This is a genomic window from Pedobacter sp. AC212 (assembly GCF_979258625.1).
Window position 1 is genome coordinate 4983188 of sequence record NZ_OZ409870.1, and the last position, 17145, is coordinate 5000332.

The 17145-nt window shown below is 36.9% G+C and carries 20 protein-coding genes; 4 read left to right on the forward strand and 16 right to left on the reverse strand.

Annotated elements, in window-relative coordinates; translation table 11 throughout:
• Positions 1 to 4: 4 nt before the first annotated feature.
• The 8 genes from hemH to ACZZZC_RS21480 form a co-directional block, all read right to left on the reverse strand.
• Positions 5 to 1015: a ferrochelatase gene (gene hemH / locus ACZZZC_RS21445; RefSeq protein ID WP_463483929.1), complete on the reverse strand. Its 1011-nt coding sequence runs from the start codon at positions 1013 to 1015 to the stop codon at positions 5 to 7.
• Between the two features lie 95 nt (positions 1016 to 1110).
• Positions 1111 to 1785, reverse strand: a complete 675-nt coding sequence (locus tag ACZZZC_RS21450) for a fatty acid desaturase (RefSeq protein ID WP_463483930.1) — start codon at positions 1783 to 1785, stop codon at positions 1111 to 1113.
• 84 nt (positions 1786 to 1869) lie between these two features.
• The gene (locus ACZZZC_RS21455; RefSeq protein WP_463483931.1) at positions 1870 to 2721 is read right to left on the reverse strand and encodes a 4-hydroxy-3-methylbut-2-enyl diphosphate reductase; all 852 of its coding nucleotides are present in this window, start codon (positions 2719 to 2721) and stop codon (positions 1870 to 1872) included.
• An 18-nt stretch (positions 2722 to 2739) separates the two neighbouring features.
• Complete coding sequence (locus ACZZZC_RS21460) at positions 2740 to 3021, reverse strand: Txe/YoeB family addiction module toxin (RefSeq protein ID WP_463483932.1); 282 nt, start codon at positions 3019 to 3021, stop codon at positions 2740 to 2742.
• A complete protein-coding gene (locus tag ACZZZC_RS21465) occupies positions 3003 to 3212 on the reverse strand; it encodes a DUF2683 family protein (protein WP_463483933.1) in 210 nt (69 codons plus the stop codon). The genes ACZZZC_RS21460 and ACZZZC_RS21465 overlap by 19 nt, the downstream gene beginning before the upstream one ends.
• A 28-nt stretch (positions 3213 to 3240) precedes the next feature.
• Complete coding sequence (locus tag ACZZZC_RS21470) at positions 3241 to 3915, reverse strand: carotenoid biosynthesis protein (protein WP_463483934.1); 675 nt, start codon at positions 3913 to 3915, stop codon at positions 3241 to 3243.
• Entirely contained in the window at positions 3885 to 4982 is a 1098-nt protein-coding gene (locus tag ACZZZC_RS21475) for a glycosyltransferase (RefSeq protein WP_463483935.1), read from the reverse strand. Before ACZZZC_RS21475 ends, ACZZZC_RS21470 begins: the two co-directional genes overlap by 31 nt.
• The gene (locus tag ACZZZC_RS21480) at positions 4979 to 5602 is read right to left on the reverse strand and encodes a 1-acyl-sn-glycerol-3-phosphate acyltransferase (protein ID WP_463483936.1); all 624 of its coding nucleotides are present in this window, start codon (positions 5600 to 5602) and stop codon (positions 4979 to 4981) included. Before ACZZZC_RS21480 ends, ACZZZC_RS21475 begins: the two co-directional genes overlap by 4 nt.
• A 283-nt stretch (positions 5603 to 5885) precedes the next feature.
• Here ACZZZC_RS21480 and ACZZZC_RS21485 point away from each other — a divergent pair, with 283 nt between their 5' ends.
• A complete protein-coding gene (locus tag ACZZZC_RS21485) occupies positions 5886 to 6431 on the forward strand; it encodes an REP-associated tyrosine transposase (RefSeq protein ID WP_463483937.1) in 546 nt (181 codons plus the stop codon).
• A 212-nt stretch (positions 6432 to 6643) separates the two neighbouring features.
• On the opposite strand, the gene ACZZZC_RS21490 is transcribed toward ACZZZC_RS21485, so the two are convergent.
• A complete protein-coding gene (locus ACZZZC_RS21490; RefSeq protein ID WP_056851990.1) occupies positions 6644 to 7150 on the reverse strand; it encodes a phosphoribosyltransferase family protein in 507 nt (168 codons plus the stop codon).
• Between the two features lie 128 nt (positions 7151 to 7278).
• Between ACZZZC_RS21490 and ACZZZC_RS21495 the strand changes: the two genes are divergently transcribed.
• A complete protein-coding gene (locus ACZZZC_RS21495) occupies positions 7279 to 7983 on the forward strand; it encodes a head GIN domain-containing protein (protein ID WP_463483938.1) in 705 nt (234 codons plus the stop codon).
• Positions 7984 to 8093: 110 nt separating this feature from the next.
• On the opposite strand, the gene ACZZZC_RS21500 is transcribed toward ACZZZC_RS21495, so the two are convergent.
• From ACZZZC_RS21500 to ACZZZC_RS21510, 3 genes are all read right to left on the reverse strand, one after another.
• Positions 8094 to 8501: a hypothetical protein gene (locus tag ACZZZC_RS21500; protein WP_463483939.1), complete on the reverse strand. Its 408-nt coding sequence runs from the start codon at positions 8499 to 8501 to the stop codon at positions 8094 to 8096.
• A gap of 63 nt (positions 8502 to 8564) precedes the next feature.
• On the reverse strand, positions 8565 to 9998 hold the full coding sequence (rlmD, locus tag ACZZZC_RS21505) for a 23S rRNA (uracil(1939)-C(5))-methyltransferase RlmD (protein ID WP_463483940.1): 1434 nt from the start codon (positions 9996 to 9998) through the stop codon (positions 8565 to 8567).
• 130 nt (positions 9999 to 10128) lie between these two features.
• Complete coding sequence (locus ACZZZC_RS21510) at positions 10129 to 10239, reverse strand: hypothetical protein (RefSeq protein ID WP_056851986.1); 111 nt, start codon at positions 10237 to 10239, stop codon at positions 10129 to 10131.
• A gap of 211 nt (positions 10240 to 10450) precedes the next feature.
• Here ACZZZC_RS21510 and ACZZZC_RS21515 point away from each other — a divergent pair, with 211 nt between their 5' ends.
• Positions 10451 to 12154: a M28 family peptidase gene (locus ACZZZC_RS21515; protein WP_463488093.1), complete on the forward strand. Its 1704-nt coding sequence runs from the start codon at positions 10451 to 10453 to the stop codon at positions 12152 to 12154.
• Between the two features lies 1 nt (position 12155).
• The gene (gene crtD / locus ACZZZC_RS21520; RefSeq protein ID WP_463488094.1) at positions 12156 to 13652 is read left to right on the forward strand and encodes a 1-hydroxycarotenoid 3,4-desaturase CrtD; all 1497 of its coding nucleotides are present in this window, start codon (positions 12156 to 12158) and stop codon (positions 13650 to 13652) included.
• Positions 13653 to 13657: 5 nt separating this feature from the next.
• On the opposite strand, the gene ACZZZC_RS21525 is transcribed toward crtD, so the two are convergent.
• The 4 genes from ACZZZC_RS21525 to ACZZZC_RS21540 form a co-directional block, all read right to left on the reverse strand.
• Complete coding sequence (locus ACZZZC_RS21525) at positions 13658 to 14257, reverse strand: shikimate kinase (RefSeq protein ID WP_463488095.1); 600 nt, start codon at positions 14255 to 14257, stop codon at positions 13658 to 13660.
• Between the two features lie 83 nt (positions 14258 to 14340).
• Positions 14341 to 15396 carry an ABC transporter permease gene (locus ACZZZC_RS21530; protein WP_463488096.1) on the reverse strand — a complete coding sequence of 352 codons (1056 nt, stop codon included), beginning with the start codon at positions 15394 to 15396 and terminating at the stop codon, positions 14341 to 14343.
• Entirely contained in the window at positions 15396 to 16547 is a 1152-nt protein-coding gene (locus ACZZZC_RS21535) for a BT_3928 family protein (protein WP_463488097.1), read from the reverse strand. Before ACZZZC_RS21535 ends, ACZZZC_RS21530 begins: the two co-directional genes overlap by 1 nt.
• Entirely contained in the window at positions 16548 to 17090 is a 543-nt protein-coding gene (locus ACZZZC_RS21540) for a DUF1599 domain-containing protein (protein ID WP_463486285.1), read from the reverse strand. It abuts the gene before it with no gap.
• Between the last annotated feature and the right edge of the window lie 55 nt (positions 17091 to 17145).

Below are 17145 nucleotides of genomic sequence, written 5' to 3' on the forward strand. Positions count from 1 at the left end.
TAATTTATTTAACCATCCCGGCAAGTGCCTCGATAAATACCGGACTATCATTTAAACTTTCTACCAACTGAACGTGTTCGCCACCTAAAGCTCTAAATTCTTCATGGTATTCTACTGTAATTTCGTATAGTGTTTCTAAGCAATCAGCTACAAAAGCAGGACTAAAAACAAGTAAACGTTTTTTCCCCTCAGCGGCTAATTTCTTTAAAACATCGGTTGTGTAAGGTTGCACCCAAGGTTCTTTACCTAAACGAGATTGAAAACAAACAGTATATTTTTCTTTTGGTAAGTTCAATTCGGCCGCAATTAGTCGAGCGGTATCATGACCTTGAGCTGAGTAACAAAATTTATTTGTATCGTTTAATGTCTGGCAGCAATCAGCAGTCTTTAAGCAATAGCTTCCGGTATGATCACATTTAAGCAATTGCCTTTCTGGTAATCCATGAAAACTAAATAAAACATGATCATAATTTTCTACCCCATGCTTGCGGGCATTTTCTGCGAACAGTTTAATCATTAACTCATTATCATGAAAGGAGTTAACAAAAGATATTGGCGGTACTGTTTGCCACTTGCTTACCAGCTCCATCACCAATTGGATAACGGAACCAGAACTCGCCGAAGCATATTGAGGAAACATTGGGATCACTTGGATGCTTTCTACCAAACCTGCTTTTAAGTTAGCCAACGCCAAAGCTATGGAAGGACTTTGGTAACGCATAGCCAACTCCACATGATAATCATCACCTAATCTTACTTGCAACATTTTTGCCTGCAAGCGACTATAATACAATAGTGGCGAGCCATTTTCATTCCATATTTCTTTGTATAATTTGGCTGTTTTAGGGCTTCGGAACGGAACAATAATGCCTTTCACCAATAATGTTCTGTTTAATTTAGGAATATCGATTACCCTTTCGTCCATCAAAAACTGATCGAGATATTTTCTCACATCTGCAGTTTGTGGACTATCGGGTGTTCCTAAATTTACCAGTAAAATTCCCTTCTTGCTCATTTAATTCTAGAATATGTTTTGTGCCGCAAATATCGCTTTTTTAGCGTCAAATTTGGTGTAGTAAGTATCAAGATTTGGTAAAAACCCTTTTTAATCTATTTAGTTTTATACAATTGCCACCAAGGCATATGCGGCTTTTGATGATGTTCTAAATGGTAACCAAAAAAATAGCAAGTAATAAAAGCTATAAAATGGTTTTTCTGCAAGGTTGATGCATGATACTCGTTGTCATGTTCGCCCCGGTGAGGCACATAAGTGCCGAAATAGAAAAGCTGAAACGTACTGAGCAATGAGGGTAGCACCCAAAAAAGCAGCAAATTTTCTTGTTTCACCCAGATTTGAAGAACATTAAAAGCGACCGCCATGATTACCAACTGAATAATGGTAACGTAGTTCATCATGAAGCTAAAATACCATCGCCAAAAACCATGAGGTGCAAAATCAGGATCATTGGCCGTGTGAACGTGATTATGATGATTATGGTGTTTCGAATAAAGTTTATTGTAGAAAAAACCTGCGTAAAGAAATACCGATAAATAGCCAAAAAAATTATTGATGCTTTTATTTGAGGAAATAGTGCCATGCATTGCATCATGAGCGGTGATAAACAAACCGGTGTACAAGTGCATTTGCACAAAAATCATCAGGTAAACTAATGGATTATTCCAAGCAAAATCCCATCTCAAGAGAAAATATAGTGAAAGAAACCAGCATAAGATTACGATAGAAGCTACTATTACACCAAGAAATGAGCTTTGATTTTTTCCCATTGGGACACCTTTAGTATGATTTATAGCTGAACTGCAATAATATTTAAACAGTTAACATTCAAAAAGGTTATCTAAAAATTTGGATTAGTATTGCTCCAACGCATCCTTCACCTTTTCCATTAACCACATTGGAGTTGATGTAGCGCCACAAATCCCCACTTTATCATTTGCTGCAAACCAGTTTTGATCCAACTCCTCTACATTGGAAACGAAATAGGAATTATCGTTATACTTTTTGCAAACATCATAAAGTACCTTTCCGTTGGATGATTTTTTACCCGAAACAAAAACGATTTTATCATAATCTCTTACAAAATTTTCCAATTCTTCGTAACGGTTAGATACTTGTCTGCAAATGGTGTCATTTGCTTTAACGTCATAACCTCTGGATATGAGTTCATCTTTAATATGATAGAACTTATCAGTACTCTTTGTGGTTTGGCTATAAAGGGTAAATTTTGAAGGCAGTTCTACCTGATCTAGCTCTGCTAAATCCTGGAAAACAATTGCTTTTCCGTCTGTTTGGCCTTGCAAACCAATCACTTCAGCATGACCGTGTTTCCCAAAAATCAAAACTTGCTCCTCATCATCATGAGAGTTTTTAATCCTGTTTTGTAGTTTTAATACAACTGGGCAAGAAGCATCGATAAGGGTTAGGTTGTTTTCTAAGGCTAATTGGTAAGTTGAAGGTGCCTCGCCATGCGCCCTGATTAAAACTTTCTCATTTTTAAGGTCTTTCAAAACATCATGATCGATGATTTTCAAACCTTTTTTGGTTAACCTTTCAACTTCTTCGTCGTTATGGACAATATCGCCTAGGCAATATAGATAGCCTTCACTTTCTAAAATATCTTCTGCCATTTCTATCGCATAAACTACGCCGAAGCAAAAGCCTGATGATTTATCGATATTGACTTGTAAGTTTAAATTGCTCATTTTTTTTCTCAGGATTAGTTATTTATCGTGGTAATGTCCAGTAGCAGAAATTACAAATACAGTAATAATCTCTTCATCGATTCTATAGACTAACCTATCTTTTTTATTTATTTGTCTTGACCAATAGCCAGAAAATTGAAATTTTAATTTTTCTGGTTTACCTACACCTGATCCTGGATGAACACTTAATTCTATAAAAATTTGCTGGATTTTTTTTATGGAACCTTTATCTCCTGATTTAAGGATCTCAGCTAATTGTTTTTTAGCTTGATCTGTAATGTCTACAAGATACTTCCCCATATATTTTGAACATCCTTAATCCTGGTTAGACGTCCATTTTTTATATCCTCTTCCCCTTTAGCTATTTCACTTATAAATTCAGGGCTATAGCTTTTCTCTTTTTTAAAAGTTACATTCAATGCTTGTAACACGGCCTCAATAGCCAAAAGCTGCTTTTTATTCTTAGGCTGTACGATTAGTGTTTCCATCATATAAAATTACTTAAATAACTTCGCAAAATTAAGCAAAAATATTTGTTCCGGTTGTCATGTATAAAACAACAAAAAAGATTAACTGCGAAACAAACATAGTAACACCAATGTATTTCTGTTGTTTTAAACCTAAGGCATAATAAAACTTAAGCAATATCACGGAAACGATAAACCAAGCCACAAAATTCTGGCCCGGAATTTCGTGGAGGTCCCAATGCCAATAATCAAATTTCATGGCTACGGGTTCAATAAAATAATCGAGTGTTACCAGCGCCACAGCACCCAGTAACGATGCGATAATGGTATTTCTAACTTTAAAGGTTTTCATCATCTGGCCGATGCTGAAAATTAAAATCACCCAGTTAACCCCCATCAATAGCGGAACTGCTGCAATTTTATAACCCAATGTATCGCCATAATAATAGCTTCCGAAAATTTTACCCGTGTGTACGCCTAAAACTTCTACTAAATAGCCACTGAGGAAAACGCCTGAAACGAATAGCAATAAACGTTTTACATCTGCATTGTAAGAAAAAATAATCACAGCAAACATCAGTAACAAGTGGAAGGGCACTAATCGGGTAAAATAGGGTTGCGTGGCTGGAATCAGAAAGCCAATCATCCCTACCAAATGGAATATAACAATTATAGCAACTGCAATTCTTTTAATTTTTAAATCGCTTTGATCGTTCTGCCCTTCCATGTGCCTTGTTTAAGAATATGTTTTTTTATAGAGATTAATGATATTATTAAAAAGAATAACATCTGTAAAGGATGTAAAATCAAATTTATTAAAACGTTTTGTCCTGATAAATAAGAAATCATCATTCTACTTAAAATGATTAATGTTATTGGTAAGGCAAGCAGATCAAAGTTGAAGTTAAACAACAAAATGATTGGCCCCACAATCACCAAAAGCTGGTAAATTAGCAATATTAAAATGTTATTACCAAAACCTGCAAGCAAATTTTTACTAAAGCCTGAGAGGCACTCAGCAAGGTTTTTATACATCCGGCAATAAATCAGCTGGTTACCTAAAAGTGCTTCAGCGGCGTAATTTGATTGTTTCACCAATTTTATAATCTCTACATCTTCCACTACCTGTTTCTTTACCTGCTCATGCCACTGGTTTTCATGGTAGTTTTTAGTATTGAAAAACATGCATTGCCCACTGGCCGCTGCAAAAGCCGGATTAGCAGAGAACTTAACCAGCCGCAGCGGAAGTAAATTTAACAGGATAAAATGCATTAATGGAACGGTTAGTTTTTCGCCAAGTGTTTTCATTACCTGATTGGTAAAAACACTCAGCAATGCCAGCTGGCCAACTTCCATTCGTTCAACTAAACTGTTGATCAATCCACGTTTTATTGATTCATCTGCATCGAGGAAAAAAAGGTATTTTCCGGTAGCTAATTCAGCCAACTGATGGCAAGCGTAATTTTTTCCCAGCCATCCCGTTGGAAGCACTTTACCCTTAACAACCTTGAAATTGTGATGCTTATTGGCGAAGTTTTCGACTAAGTTGTAGGTATCGTCGGCACTATCATCATCAAGAACAATTACCTCATAATTTTTATAATCCTGGTCACGAATAGATTCTAGCAGAACAAGTATATTTTCAGCTTCATTTCTTGCAGGAATGAGTATTGAAACCTTATCGTGATAATGCTTAACTGTTCGTGGCAGTTTTGGATTAGATAAAAAGTTGAATACTGTTACCGAAAACCTAATCACCAGGAAAATTAAAACTGCGTAAATAAAAATTGTCATTCAGTAATTTGTGTTTGTTTAACAAGCGACTGATCGTAATGTTTATTGTATTCGCTTTTTAATAATTGCAAGCTTACGTACTCTTCGTTAGTCCAATTTTGCAAATAAGTATAGGCAGAAGGTTTTCGTTTTGAAAAATAGTCAATAAAAGTTGCGGCGAACACAACGTTGAGCTTCTTTTTGCTGGCATTGATTACCTGCATCACTCCTTTTTCAAATTTTATAGTTTTTTCATGATTCGAATGTAATTTCCCCTGCGGAAAAATAAGAACCAAATTTTGTGGGTCATCCAGCAGTTTACCAGCATAATCAAGTGTGGCTAATACATCTTTACCCCTCGTTTCTGGCGCAAAGGCTCCGAGGTATTTTAAAAAGCCAACTTTTTTATAGTTATCAGCATTAACCAAAACATGGAATTGTTTCTTAAAAACTTTCTTATTGAGATAAAAGATAAAAAAACCATCCCACCAACTGAAATGATTACTCAGAATAAGAATAGAAGACGCTGTATTTATCGCTGCTTCATCATGTTTATAGGCGGCAAAATCTTTCCGGATGATGAATTGAATATACCAGGAAAAAAAATTAAAGATGATTGTATTCTTTTTGGGCTGATACATGCACGAAAGTTGCAAAAAATTGAGGTGAATTGCAAATGTGTAGCATATAGACTTGTTATAGTCCTCGTTTGTAACGAGGATTAGCGAGACCCACATTTGCAATGTGGCGTAATAGCTTAAACCGATTAAATATTAGCGATACAATCGCTATTCTCATTCATACTCTCCACAAACGAGTACGATTATCGCAATTATGTATAATATAGCTATATTCACTATAAATCTCCCAAATATTTTCTTTGTTGAGAATATAATTTAATAAAAGATTTAATCTTATTTGATTATGGGAGGAAGCAGATATATAATTACCGATCAAAATCAGACTTATTTTATAACATGTACAATAGTTGGTTGGATAGACTTATTTACTAGACCAGAATATAAAAACATAATTGTCGATTCATTAAACCACTGTATCCAAAATAAAGGATTAATATTAAATGGTTGGGTTCTGATGACGAATCACATTCACTTTATTGGAAGGTGTAAAGAGCCAAATAAAATGTCTGATTTTCTGAGAGATTTTAAAAAATTCACTTCGAAGCAATTGGCTGTTACAATTAAAGAGATACCTGAAAGTAGGAGAGATTGGCTTTTAGATAAATTTAGTTTCGAAGCAAGAAAGACCAATCGGGCAGAAAATCACAAAATCTGGCAAGACGACAATCACCCTATCGATTTACAAGAAATCGATGCTTTTCAAAAACTACATTATATTCATGATAATCCTGTTAAAGCTGGTATTGTTGAATTTCCTGAGCAATACATTTATAGTAGCGCTAAAGATTATGCTGGAATTAAAGGTTTAGTGAAAATTGAATTGATTTAAAAAGCGATAAAATCGCTATTCTCGTGCATGCTCGTTACAAACGAGGACGATAGCATAGATGAATTATAGCCCCCTTTTGTATAATGGATATAGAGTTTTTGATGTCCTGTTCAAAGATTTCTCCACTTCTGTCGAAATGGCATATTATACGAATGGTTAACTTCAATTAATACAATATATCTTATCTCATTCAAAATTTTCCCTTTTACCTCCTAGCTCAAATAAACCCGATCCTCTTCGCCTTCTACATCCATTACCACATCCACATGTTCTTTTAAAATTGTAGCCAATTCTAAACCAACAAAATCAGTGGCTATTGGGAAAATTTTATGACTTCTATCTACTAGCACTACCGTACGAATTTTTTTATGTGGCGTGTTGAGGAAAACACCAAGGCCATAGGCTAGGGTTTTACCACTATTGAGCACATCATCAACAATGATTACCACTTTATTTTTCCAATGGCTTTCATCTAAATCGGTACTGGCAATTAACTTACTGCTTTCTTTTTGTAAATCAATACGTAACAAAGTAAGCTTAAAAGAAGATATTTTCTTCAACACCTTTTCTAAACGAAGTGCAAGTTTATATCCACGATCCCAAATTCCAGCCAGTACAATCTCTTTTTCGTTCAAATTATCCTCTAAAATTTGGTAAGCGATACGATCTATCTTTTGTTGGATTTGTTTCTTATTAAGAATAAGTAGTTGCGATGCCATTGTATAAAAAGGTTGAATACAAAAAGAACGATTTTAAGGCTGAAATTCAAACTATTTGAAAAATAATTTCGATTGCTTGCAACGTTTTGGATGTGGATGCGTCTAATCAATAACCAAAAACAAAACCCATGAAGTTATTCCTTAAATCATCTGCCTTTTTGTTCATTATAGTAATTAGCTATACGGCAAAGGCACAAGAGTCAAAAAATTATCCCGTAAAAAACTTTAACAGTATCGGCGTAAGTAGCGGTATAGATTTGTATTTAACCCAAGGCGGTAGTGAAGCAGTGACCATAAAATCGGATGCCGAAACCTTGAAAAATCTTATTGTTGAACAAAACGGCAGTAACATTTCTATCAAGTTTAAGGATGGAATCAATTGGAGTGGGATGTTTAAAAACCGAATAATTAAAGCTTATGTAAATTATAAAACTTTAAACGCTTTAGCGGCTTCAGGTGGATCTGATGTTTTCACTCAAAATCAGCTAAAAACCGATAAGTTGGCTATTCACTCTTCTGGCGGATCAGATTTGAAGCTCAATGTAGTTTGTAAAGATTTAACCATCCAATCTAGCGGTGGTAGCGATATCGATTTAAAAGGAAAAGCTGAAAATATGAGCATTGAATCAAGCGGTGGAAGCGACATTGATGCTTACGAATTTGTTACGGATTACGCCAAAGTACAAGCTTCAGGCGGATCTGACGTAAATTTATATGTAAATAAAGGATTAGAAGCTGCAGCCAGCGGCGGTGGCGATGTGAGTTATAAAGGTAATGCTTCTTTGAAGAAAACTTCAAACTCAAAAAGTGGCGATGTTCACCACGTAAATTAAGAACTTAGTTTAGTTAATGATAAAATTAGCCGCTTTGTGGATGCAAAGCGGCTTTTTTCAAAACTGATTTTACAGATTTTAATTCACGTATCGATAGTAATCCTTAAACCCTATCTCTTGTTATAAGGATAATAGATAAAATTAGCGCCTTCGGGCACCACTACAAATACACACATAAAATCTTCAGGCTTTTTGTAAACCTTTAAAAAAGCTTCTTTTTTATCTTTTTTAATGATCCCTTTTTCTACAAATTCTTCCAAGGTGGAGGCTTGTATTGTCCAATCGGTATTCAACTCTTCTTTATTCAGAATTAATTCACCGATATTAACCTCATGTTGATGTGCAATAAAAATTGGATGCGCAGAAATTCCTTCCACCATAATTTCTATTGAAACCTCTTTAATGGCATCAGCATAAAATTCAAGGTCCTTTTCTAAACTTACCAGAGGACTCTCCTGCTTTTTCTGCGGCTGTCCGCTATCTTCTGGTGTTGCACTTAATAATTCTTCTCTATCCATTTTAATGTTAATTTTGAGGATAAGGTTAAGGACAACGTTAAGTGCTCAACCTCAATCTCAATCTCAATCTCTCAGCCTCAATAAAACTACATTTTCTACGTGTTGCGTATGTGGAAACATATCAACTGGTTTAATGCGGGCGACGTCATATTTAGCGCTTAACAGTTCTAAATCGCGGGCCTGGGTTGCCGCATTGCAACTTACATATACAATTTTTTCCGATTCCATTTCCAGCAAGCGCTGAACCACATCTGCATGCATACCTGCCCTTGGCGGATCGGTAATTACGACATCAGGTTTACCATGAGCCAAAATAAATTCTGAGGTTAGAATGTCTTTCATATCGCCAGCATAGAAAATGGTATTATCAATACCATTTAATTCCGCATTGAATTTAGCATCCTCAATAGCTGTTGGCACATATTCTACACCAACCACTTGCTTTACATGCTTAGCAATGAAGTTAGCAATGGTTCCGGCTCCGGTATATAAATCGTAAACCAGTTCATCGCCTTTAAATCCTGCAAAATCTCTTGTAATCTTATACAATTCAAAAGCTTGTTCCGAGTTGGTCTGGTAAAAAGATTTCACCCCAATTTTAAAGCGAATAGCTTCCTCTCCCGGCAAGCCAGAAGGCATCTCTTCGAAGATATGATCGCGACCAGCAAAAACATTAACGTCCTGATCAAAAATGGTATCATTCTTCTTCTGGTTGATGATATATAGCAGGGAAGTAATCTGCGGAAATTCTGTTTTCAAGAAGTTCATTAAGCCATCAACCTGCTCTTTTTCAGGATAAGCAAACACCACTGCAACCATCACCTCTCCTGTAGTGGAAGTACGAATAATCAGATTTCTTAAAACCCCTTCATGATTACGTAGATCGTAAAACGATAATTCATTTTCTAAAGCAAATTTACGTACTGCATTTCTGATAGAATTAGAAGGTTCATCTTGCAGATAACAATGTTGAATATCCAAAATTTTATCAAACCGCAAAGGGACGTGAAAACCCAGTGCATTCATGTCAAAATCTTCATCCCGCTCCACATCGGTTCTTTCTAACCAACGTTTATTCGAAAAAGTAAATTCTAACTTATTCCGGTAATATCTATTTTTAACAGAACCTAAAATAGGCTCAGCATTGGAAATATCTATTTTACCCAAACGTTGTAAAGCTGCTTCCACATTTTTCTGCTTAAACTTCAATTGCGAATCGTAACCCATGTGTTGCCATTTGCAACCGCCGCAAGTTCCAAAATGAGGACAAAAAGGATCGGTACGCAATGCTGATTTCTCGTGGATTTGATCGATCACTGCTTCAGCAAAATTCTTTTTCTTTTTAGTTAAACGAACGTCAACCACATCGCCTGGAACGGCTTTATCAACAAATATAACCAACTCATCGGCTTTGCCTACACCTTTTCCTTCTTCAGCAATATCAATTATATGTACGTTTGGAACTATTGTTACCGTACCTGGTTTTCTTCTACTCATTATTTTGCAAAGATAGAAAAAAGAGGCTAAAGGTTGAAGATAGAAAGGTCAAAGGCAGAAAAACCGAAACACAGGGGTCTAACATTCCATTTGAACAGGAAAGTTCCTTCAGAAATTTTGATTTGAAAAATTATTTCCCAAAAATTTTAAATGCAGTTTCCCAGAAACCTTCAAGCCAATTAAATTTTAGGTCAAACTTTTCATCTACTAATACAGAAAACTCTAATATTTCTTTGCTCATGATAAAAAACCTATCTATTTGTACAATAATACAAAATTCATACCGAAAACCATAACGGTATTAATTAACTTTGTGTTAATTTTACATCAGTTGGTTAAAACTTTATTTGTGCTTCAGATTTCATCCAAATGAGCGGGCCTTTAGCAACAAAGCGGAGAACAAATTTAGTCACGACTGAATATTCTTAGTATCTTTCACCTTTTAATTCAAAATGAAAATAAGGATACTTTTCGCTCTTCTTCTGGCGGGATTGGCAGGATTTGCTCAAAACACTACTGACGACTATTTCAAATTAACCAGAAATGGTTTCAAAGAAAAGAACGCTTACGAAACCACAGCTTTTATTGAGAAATATTTTCGCGTTCCGGGAAATAGCGGCTTCGATGCAAGTATTTATTATGTAGAAAACATTCTTAAAAAAGCGGGATTTGTTGCAGAAACACAAAACGAATTAGAGGCACCCCTTACCTACCGAATTGAAAAGCGACCGCTCAAAAACAATACCTGGGAACCTATAGATGCGAGTGTGGAAATTTTTGGAGAACAGCAGCCCTTAATTTCTTTCAAAACCAACCGGAACATGATTCCTATAAACTGCAAATCTACACCCCTTGGTGGCGTTACGGCAGATGTAGTATTGGAAAACAATTTAAAACCGGCTGAGTTAGAAAAGTTGGATCTTAAAGGGAAAATTATTTTTTCTGAGAATCATCCGGGGCGATTATTGGCTATTGCGGCAAAAGCAGGTGCAATTGGTGTTCTTGGCTATTCCATGCCGAAATATACGCAACCAGAAGTGCATCAAACCTCTATACAATTTGGAAGCATGAAGGCCGATAGTGAAGTTTGGACTTTACTTTTATCTTATGCTGCCAAAGAGAAACTTAAGGCGGCTTGTTTAAAAGGTTCGACAAAGCTGAAAGTTAATATTCAAACCAAAATCTATCCTTCGGAAGAATTAACAATAGTAGCAAATGTAAGAGGCGCAGTGAAGGCTAATGAACGGTTCGTTTTCAGTGCGCATGTGCAAGAACCTGGCGCTAACGACAATGCTAGTGGCGTAGGCACATTAGCCGAAATGGCCAGACTAACAGCAGAACTATATCAAACGAAAAAGCTTATACCACAACGAACCCTAACTTTTTTATGGGGCGATGAAATTGTATCAACAAAACGATACATTGTTGAAGATACCAGCCGGGCTAAAGGCATTATGTGGGGAATGAGTTTAGACATGGTTGGCGAGGATACCAAAAAAACAGGCGGATCATTCTTGATCGAAAAGATGCCTGACCCATCAGCCATTTGGACGAGAGGAACAGACAAACATACCGAATGGGGAGCTGGCGAAGTCTCGGAGAAAAACCTGTTTCCACATTATTTCAACGATTTTATTTTTGATATCTGCAAAGCTCAAGGGAAATTTGCCAACTGGACGGTAAATTACAATCCTTTTGAAGGCGGAAGTGATCACACCCCGTTTCTTCAAAACAAAATTCCAGGATTACTGATGTGGCACTTTACGGATGTATTTTACCATACAGATAATGACCGATTAGACAAGGTTTCTCCAACGGAAATGAAAAACGTGGGCATTAGTGGATTAACTGCAGCTTACACCCTAATTTCTGCAGATGAAAATACCGCTCTAACCACCGTTAAACAGGTTAAATCTGATGCACTGATCCGTTTAAAAACGGAATTTGAACTCAGTAAAAAAGCAATAACTGAAGGCAAATTGGCAGCCGACGAAAAACACATTATAGAAGTATGGAGCAAATGGTACGTTGAGGCCTTGGCCACTATTAATAAAATGCCAGTTATAGCTGAAACCACCCGCGTAGGTTCGACAATAAAATTTGCAACGAATGAAATTGAGAACCAAACAAAAGTTTATCTCGAAGAGTTGAAGTAAGATGCGTGAGCAAAAAGCCATTGTTATTGGAGCAGGAATTGCAGGAATAGCTTCTGCCATTAGATTTGCTGTAAAAGGTTTTGATGTAGAAGTTTTCGAAGCCAATGCTTATGCGGGTGGAAAACTCGCTGAAATGAACTTTCAAGGTTTTAGGTTTGATGCCGGACCGAGCTTGTTTACCATGCCACAATATGTTGATGAACTTTTCCAACTGGTGGGGAAAAACCCGAAAGATTATTTTGAATACGAACGCCTGGATGAAGTTTGCAGATATTTTTATGAAGATGGTTTACGGCTAACAGCGCATACTGACGCAAATAAATTCGCCGCGGAAATTGAAGCGAAAACAGCAGCCAGCGCCAAAGAAATTCATCAGTTTCTTAAAAAAAGTGAGACCATTTATGAAGTCACGAATAAAGTATTTTTGGAAAGATCACTTCATAAGGTCAAAAGTTATTTGCATTGGGATACGCTTAAATCGGTTTTTCGTTTCGGACAAATTGATGCTTTTAGAACCCAGGCGAAGGCCAACCAAAGCTTTTTTAAAGATGAGCGAATTGTGCAGCTTTTTAACAGATACGCTACTTACAACGGTTCAAACCCGTATCAGGCACCTGCGACTTTAAATGTGATACCGCATTTCGAATATCATTTCGGCGCTTTTATCCCAAAAAAAGGAATGTATAGCATTACGACTTCATTGGTAAAGCTGGCAGAAGATTTGGGTGTAAAATTTCATTTCAACTCCAAAGTTAGCGAAGTTTTTTATACCAAAAAGAATGGAACGTTAGTGGTTGAAGGCATCATTTGCAACGAACAGAAAACTGTTGCGCAAGTAGTTATTTCTAACCTCGACATTTGGTTTACCTATCGGAACCTACTAAAGAATTTTCCAGCACCAGAGAAATTATTAAGTCAGGAACGGAGCAGTTCTGCCCTGATTTTTTACTGGGGAGTTAAAGGGAGTTACCCAGAACTGGATTTGCACAATATCCTTTTCGCGGCAGACTATAAAGCTGAGTTTGATGCCATTTGGAAAAACAAGACCATTTACGCTGACCCAACAATTTACATCAACATCACTTCAAAATACATCAAAACGGATGCTCCTGAGGGTTGTGAGAACTGGTTTGTGATGATTAATGTTCCAGCGAACGTTGGCCAAAACTGGGATGAATTGATCGCTACTGCGAGGCAAAATATTATCAATAAAATAAAGAGGATTTTAAAAGTTGATATTGATGAGCTCATCGTAGCTGAGCAAATACTGGACCCAAGAAGCATAGAATCCAAAACCGGATCTTATCAGGGATCGTTGTATGGAAATAGCTCAAATAACCAGTTTGCTGCATTTCTGCGGCATGCAAATTTTAGTTCTACAATAAAAGGACTCTATTTTTGCGGTGGTAGTGTTCACCCAGGAGGTGGAATTCCGTTGGCGCTACTTTCGGCTAAAATAATAGATCAGGATTTAATGGATGAGGTAATTAATAAATAAGCCAACTAGCTAATTTTATTTTTTATCATTTCTTCTAACTGCTCAGCATCGAGACCAAAAGCATCGACAATTATTTTAGCCTTCGTATAAAAAGGGTTGCGCTCTTCTAACTTTACTTCAATAAACGCTAAAAGCTCTTCATCGTTCAAATCTTTAATCAATGGTCGTTTTTGCCGGTTGTGTAATCGTGAAACCAGAGCAGCAGGTTCCATTTGGAGGTAAACCGTTGTTCCGTTGGCATTCATCCAATCCATATTATCGAAAAAGCAAGGCAAGCCGCCACCTGTTGCAACCACACAGGTCTCAGGATAATTAAAAGTTTTAAGCATCTCACTTTCAAAATTCCTAAACCCACTTTCGCCAAATTCTGCAAAATATTCAGCGATCGTTTTACCTGATTTGCTTACGATTTCAGCATCCAGATCAACAACAGGGCATTCTAACCGGTGCGCCAACTGTTTTGCTTTGGTACTTTTACCGCAGCCCATATATCCAATGAGAAAAATTAATCCCTCCGCCCCTAAATGGGAACTTGAATTGCTAACTCCTAAATCCCCTAAAGGGGACTTCTCCTTTCTACCGTACCCTGAATTTTCATCAGCCATATATAATGTATAATTTTTTATTTCTTTTTTATGTTGTCGCTATTTCCATCTCGCCTGTAGTTCCCCCTTCAGGGGGTTGGGCGCTAGGCCAATTTTACTCTTGGATCAACGTAAGCATAAAGTATATCCACCAGGATATTGATTACCACAAACACAAAAGCGATAAATAAGATCGAGCCCATGACTACTGGAAAATCTGACATTTCTAACGCAGTTACAGTAGTTCTGCCTAAACCATTATAGCCAAAAATATATTCAACAAAGAAAGAACCGGCAAGCAATGAAGCAAACCAACCCGAAATGGCGGTAATTACCGGATTCATCGCATTCTTTAAAGCATGTTTGTAAATGATTGCGTTTCTACTTAATCCTTTGGCTCTCGCTGTTCTGATATAATCCTGTGCTAAAACATCAAGCATAGCGCTTCTGGTAAGTTGCACAATGATGGCAAGCGGCCTCAAACCCAACGTGATCATTGGCAACCAGAGATTCCTTAGTGTTAGCACTTCACCACTGAAAGGATCGTAAGAATATAGGCTTCCGCTCATTTTTAAACCGGTATAGTCACTTAATACGAAACCAAAAAGCCAGGCTATGATGATTCCAGCGAAGAAAGAAGGAGCCGAAATGCCCAAAATCGCAAAAGCATTGGCAGCTTTATCAATCCATGAATCTTTGTAAACAGCAGACAATACGCCTAGAAACACACCAATAATGGTCGCAAAAATCATTGCGGTAAGCGCTAATACAAAGGTATTAGGAACAGTTTCTGATAAGATTGCCGTTACATCGCGTTTAGTTTGGTAAGAACTTCGCAGATATGGCCACTTTAATACCATTGCTTTTTGATCGAATCCGATTAATTTGGCATAATGATATTTGGCTTGAGTTACACTATCATTGTCAAGAATGCTTATCGGTGAAAGATCATTTACATAAAGTACAAATTGCATGGGTTTTGAACGATCTAAACCAAATTCCTTTCTCACTGCTTCCAGCGATTGAACATCAGCTCGCTGACCCATCGTCATCCGGGCCGGATCGCCTGGCAAAATGTTAAAGAGTACAAAAACAACCAATACTACGCCCGCCATTACCAGCAAGCCATACATCAGTTTTTTTATAGCATATGCAATCATTATTTATCGAAATATTTTCGGCTCAGTTGATCAAAAGTAGGCACATTGTGATAGTGCCATTTGTTAATCACTACGCCATTTTTGAGTAACAGAACTCCTGGGTTTGCCCGCACCATGCTTTTCAATGGAACAGCATCAGCGTAAAAAACCTCAGAGAAAAGATTATTCTTTTTAATAAATGCTTCTGCATCCTGAGCTGAATTTGCCGTTAATAAAACCGTGCGAATATTAAACTGTTGCGTCGCATTTATTGCCAGTGCATTGAGCTTTCCAACCGCAGCCTGGTTGGCATTTTTTAAATCATAAGCAACGAAAATCAAACTATAGTATGGATTTTCAATAAGCTCTTTTGTATAATCGGTGCCGGATGCATCAGTAATTTTTAAATCTTTTATCTTCGGCTCGTAGCCTTTTTTAACCAGGCGCTGTACCGGCTCACCAACGATTTCCCAGTTATTATCTTTCCAAATTTCGGTTTTTAGATAGGCTTTATCGCTCATATCTTTTTCTTCTTTGGTTTTCTTATTTACCAGATGATACATAATTTCATATTCATCTGGTTTTTCGCCTGGCGGAATAATCATTTGAGACGGGATGTGCACTCCCACTTTATACGGCAAAAAATCTATTATCGGTAAAACGTTATAAGTGAAAATTCCAAAACCTAAAGCCACGAGGGTGATGAGGATCGCGATATTTCGCTGAACAGCTGGCTTGGTAAAAACCGGTTTAATGTGGTGTTTATTAAAGAAAATAACCAATATCAAAGCCAGCAAAATTAAATCTTTACTAAACGACTGCCAGGTTGTTAGCGGAATGGCATCGCCAAAGCAACCGCAGCTGGTAACCACCTTAAATGCAGCCGATACGAAAGTAAGTATGGTAAAGAAAATGATAAGGACAAGTAAACCCCAGGCCACTTTTTTGCTCCAAAAACCTAAAAGCAGCAGTGCGCCTAGTATAATCTCAAGTGTGCAGAGCAAAATCGCAATCCCTGTTGCTGCACCACTCAAAAAATTTAAATGGAAAACTTCAAAATACTCCTGCAATTTATAGCCAAACCCCAATGGATCATTAGCCTTAATTAAACCCGAAAATATAAAGAGAACACCAACGAAAATTCTTGAAATACTTAAGATTATATTCTTCATCTACTTTACGCCTAATTTAATTAATGCAAACACGGAGTAGTTTAGCATATCCTGGTAGTTTGCTTTTACCCCTTCTGAAGCAAGTGTTTGCCCTTCGTTGTCTTCAATTTGCTTTACGCGAAAAACCTTCATCAATATTAAATCAGTTAAAGAACTGATTCGCATGTCTCTCCAAGCTTCGCCATAATCATGGTTTTTTGCAAACATTAGGTTTTTGGTTTCTTCAATCTTTGCATCGAATTGGAGTTCAACCTCGTCGTAAGGCATTTCATTTGGGTCAGTTTCCGACAACTCCATTTGCATCATCGCAATAACGCAATAATTTACAATGCCAATATATTCAGAGATGATGCCTTCGCCTACCAGACTAACTTTTTTCTCCTCTAAAGTGCGGATGCGTTGTGCTTTAATAAAAATCTGATCAGTGATTGAACTTAACCTTAAAATACGCCAGGCTGTTCCATAATCCTTGGTTTTTTTTAGAAATAAAGATCTGCAAACCGCGATCACTTCATCAAATTCTACAGCAGTATTTGTTTGTATCAAAATCAATAAATTATTAGTTTTAGTGTATTTTTGTCTAGATTGAACAAAAGCT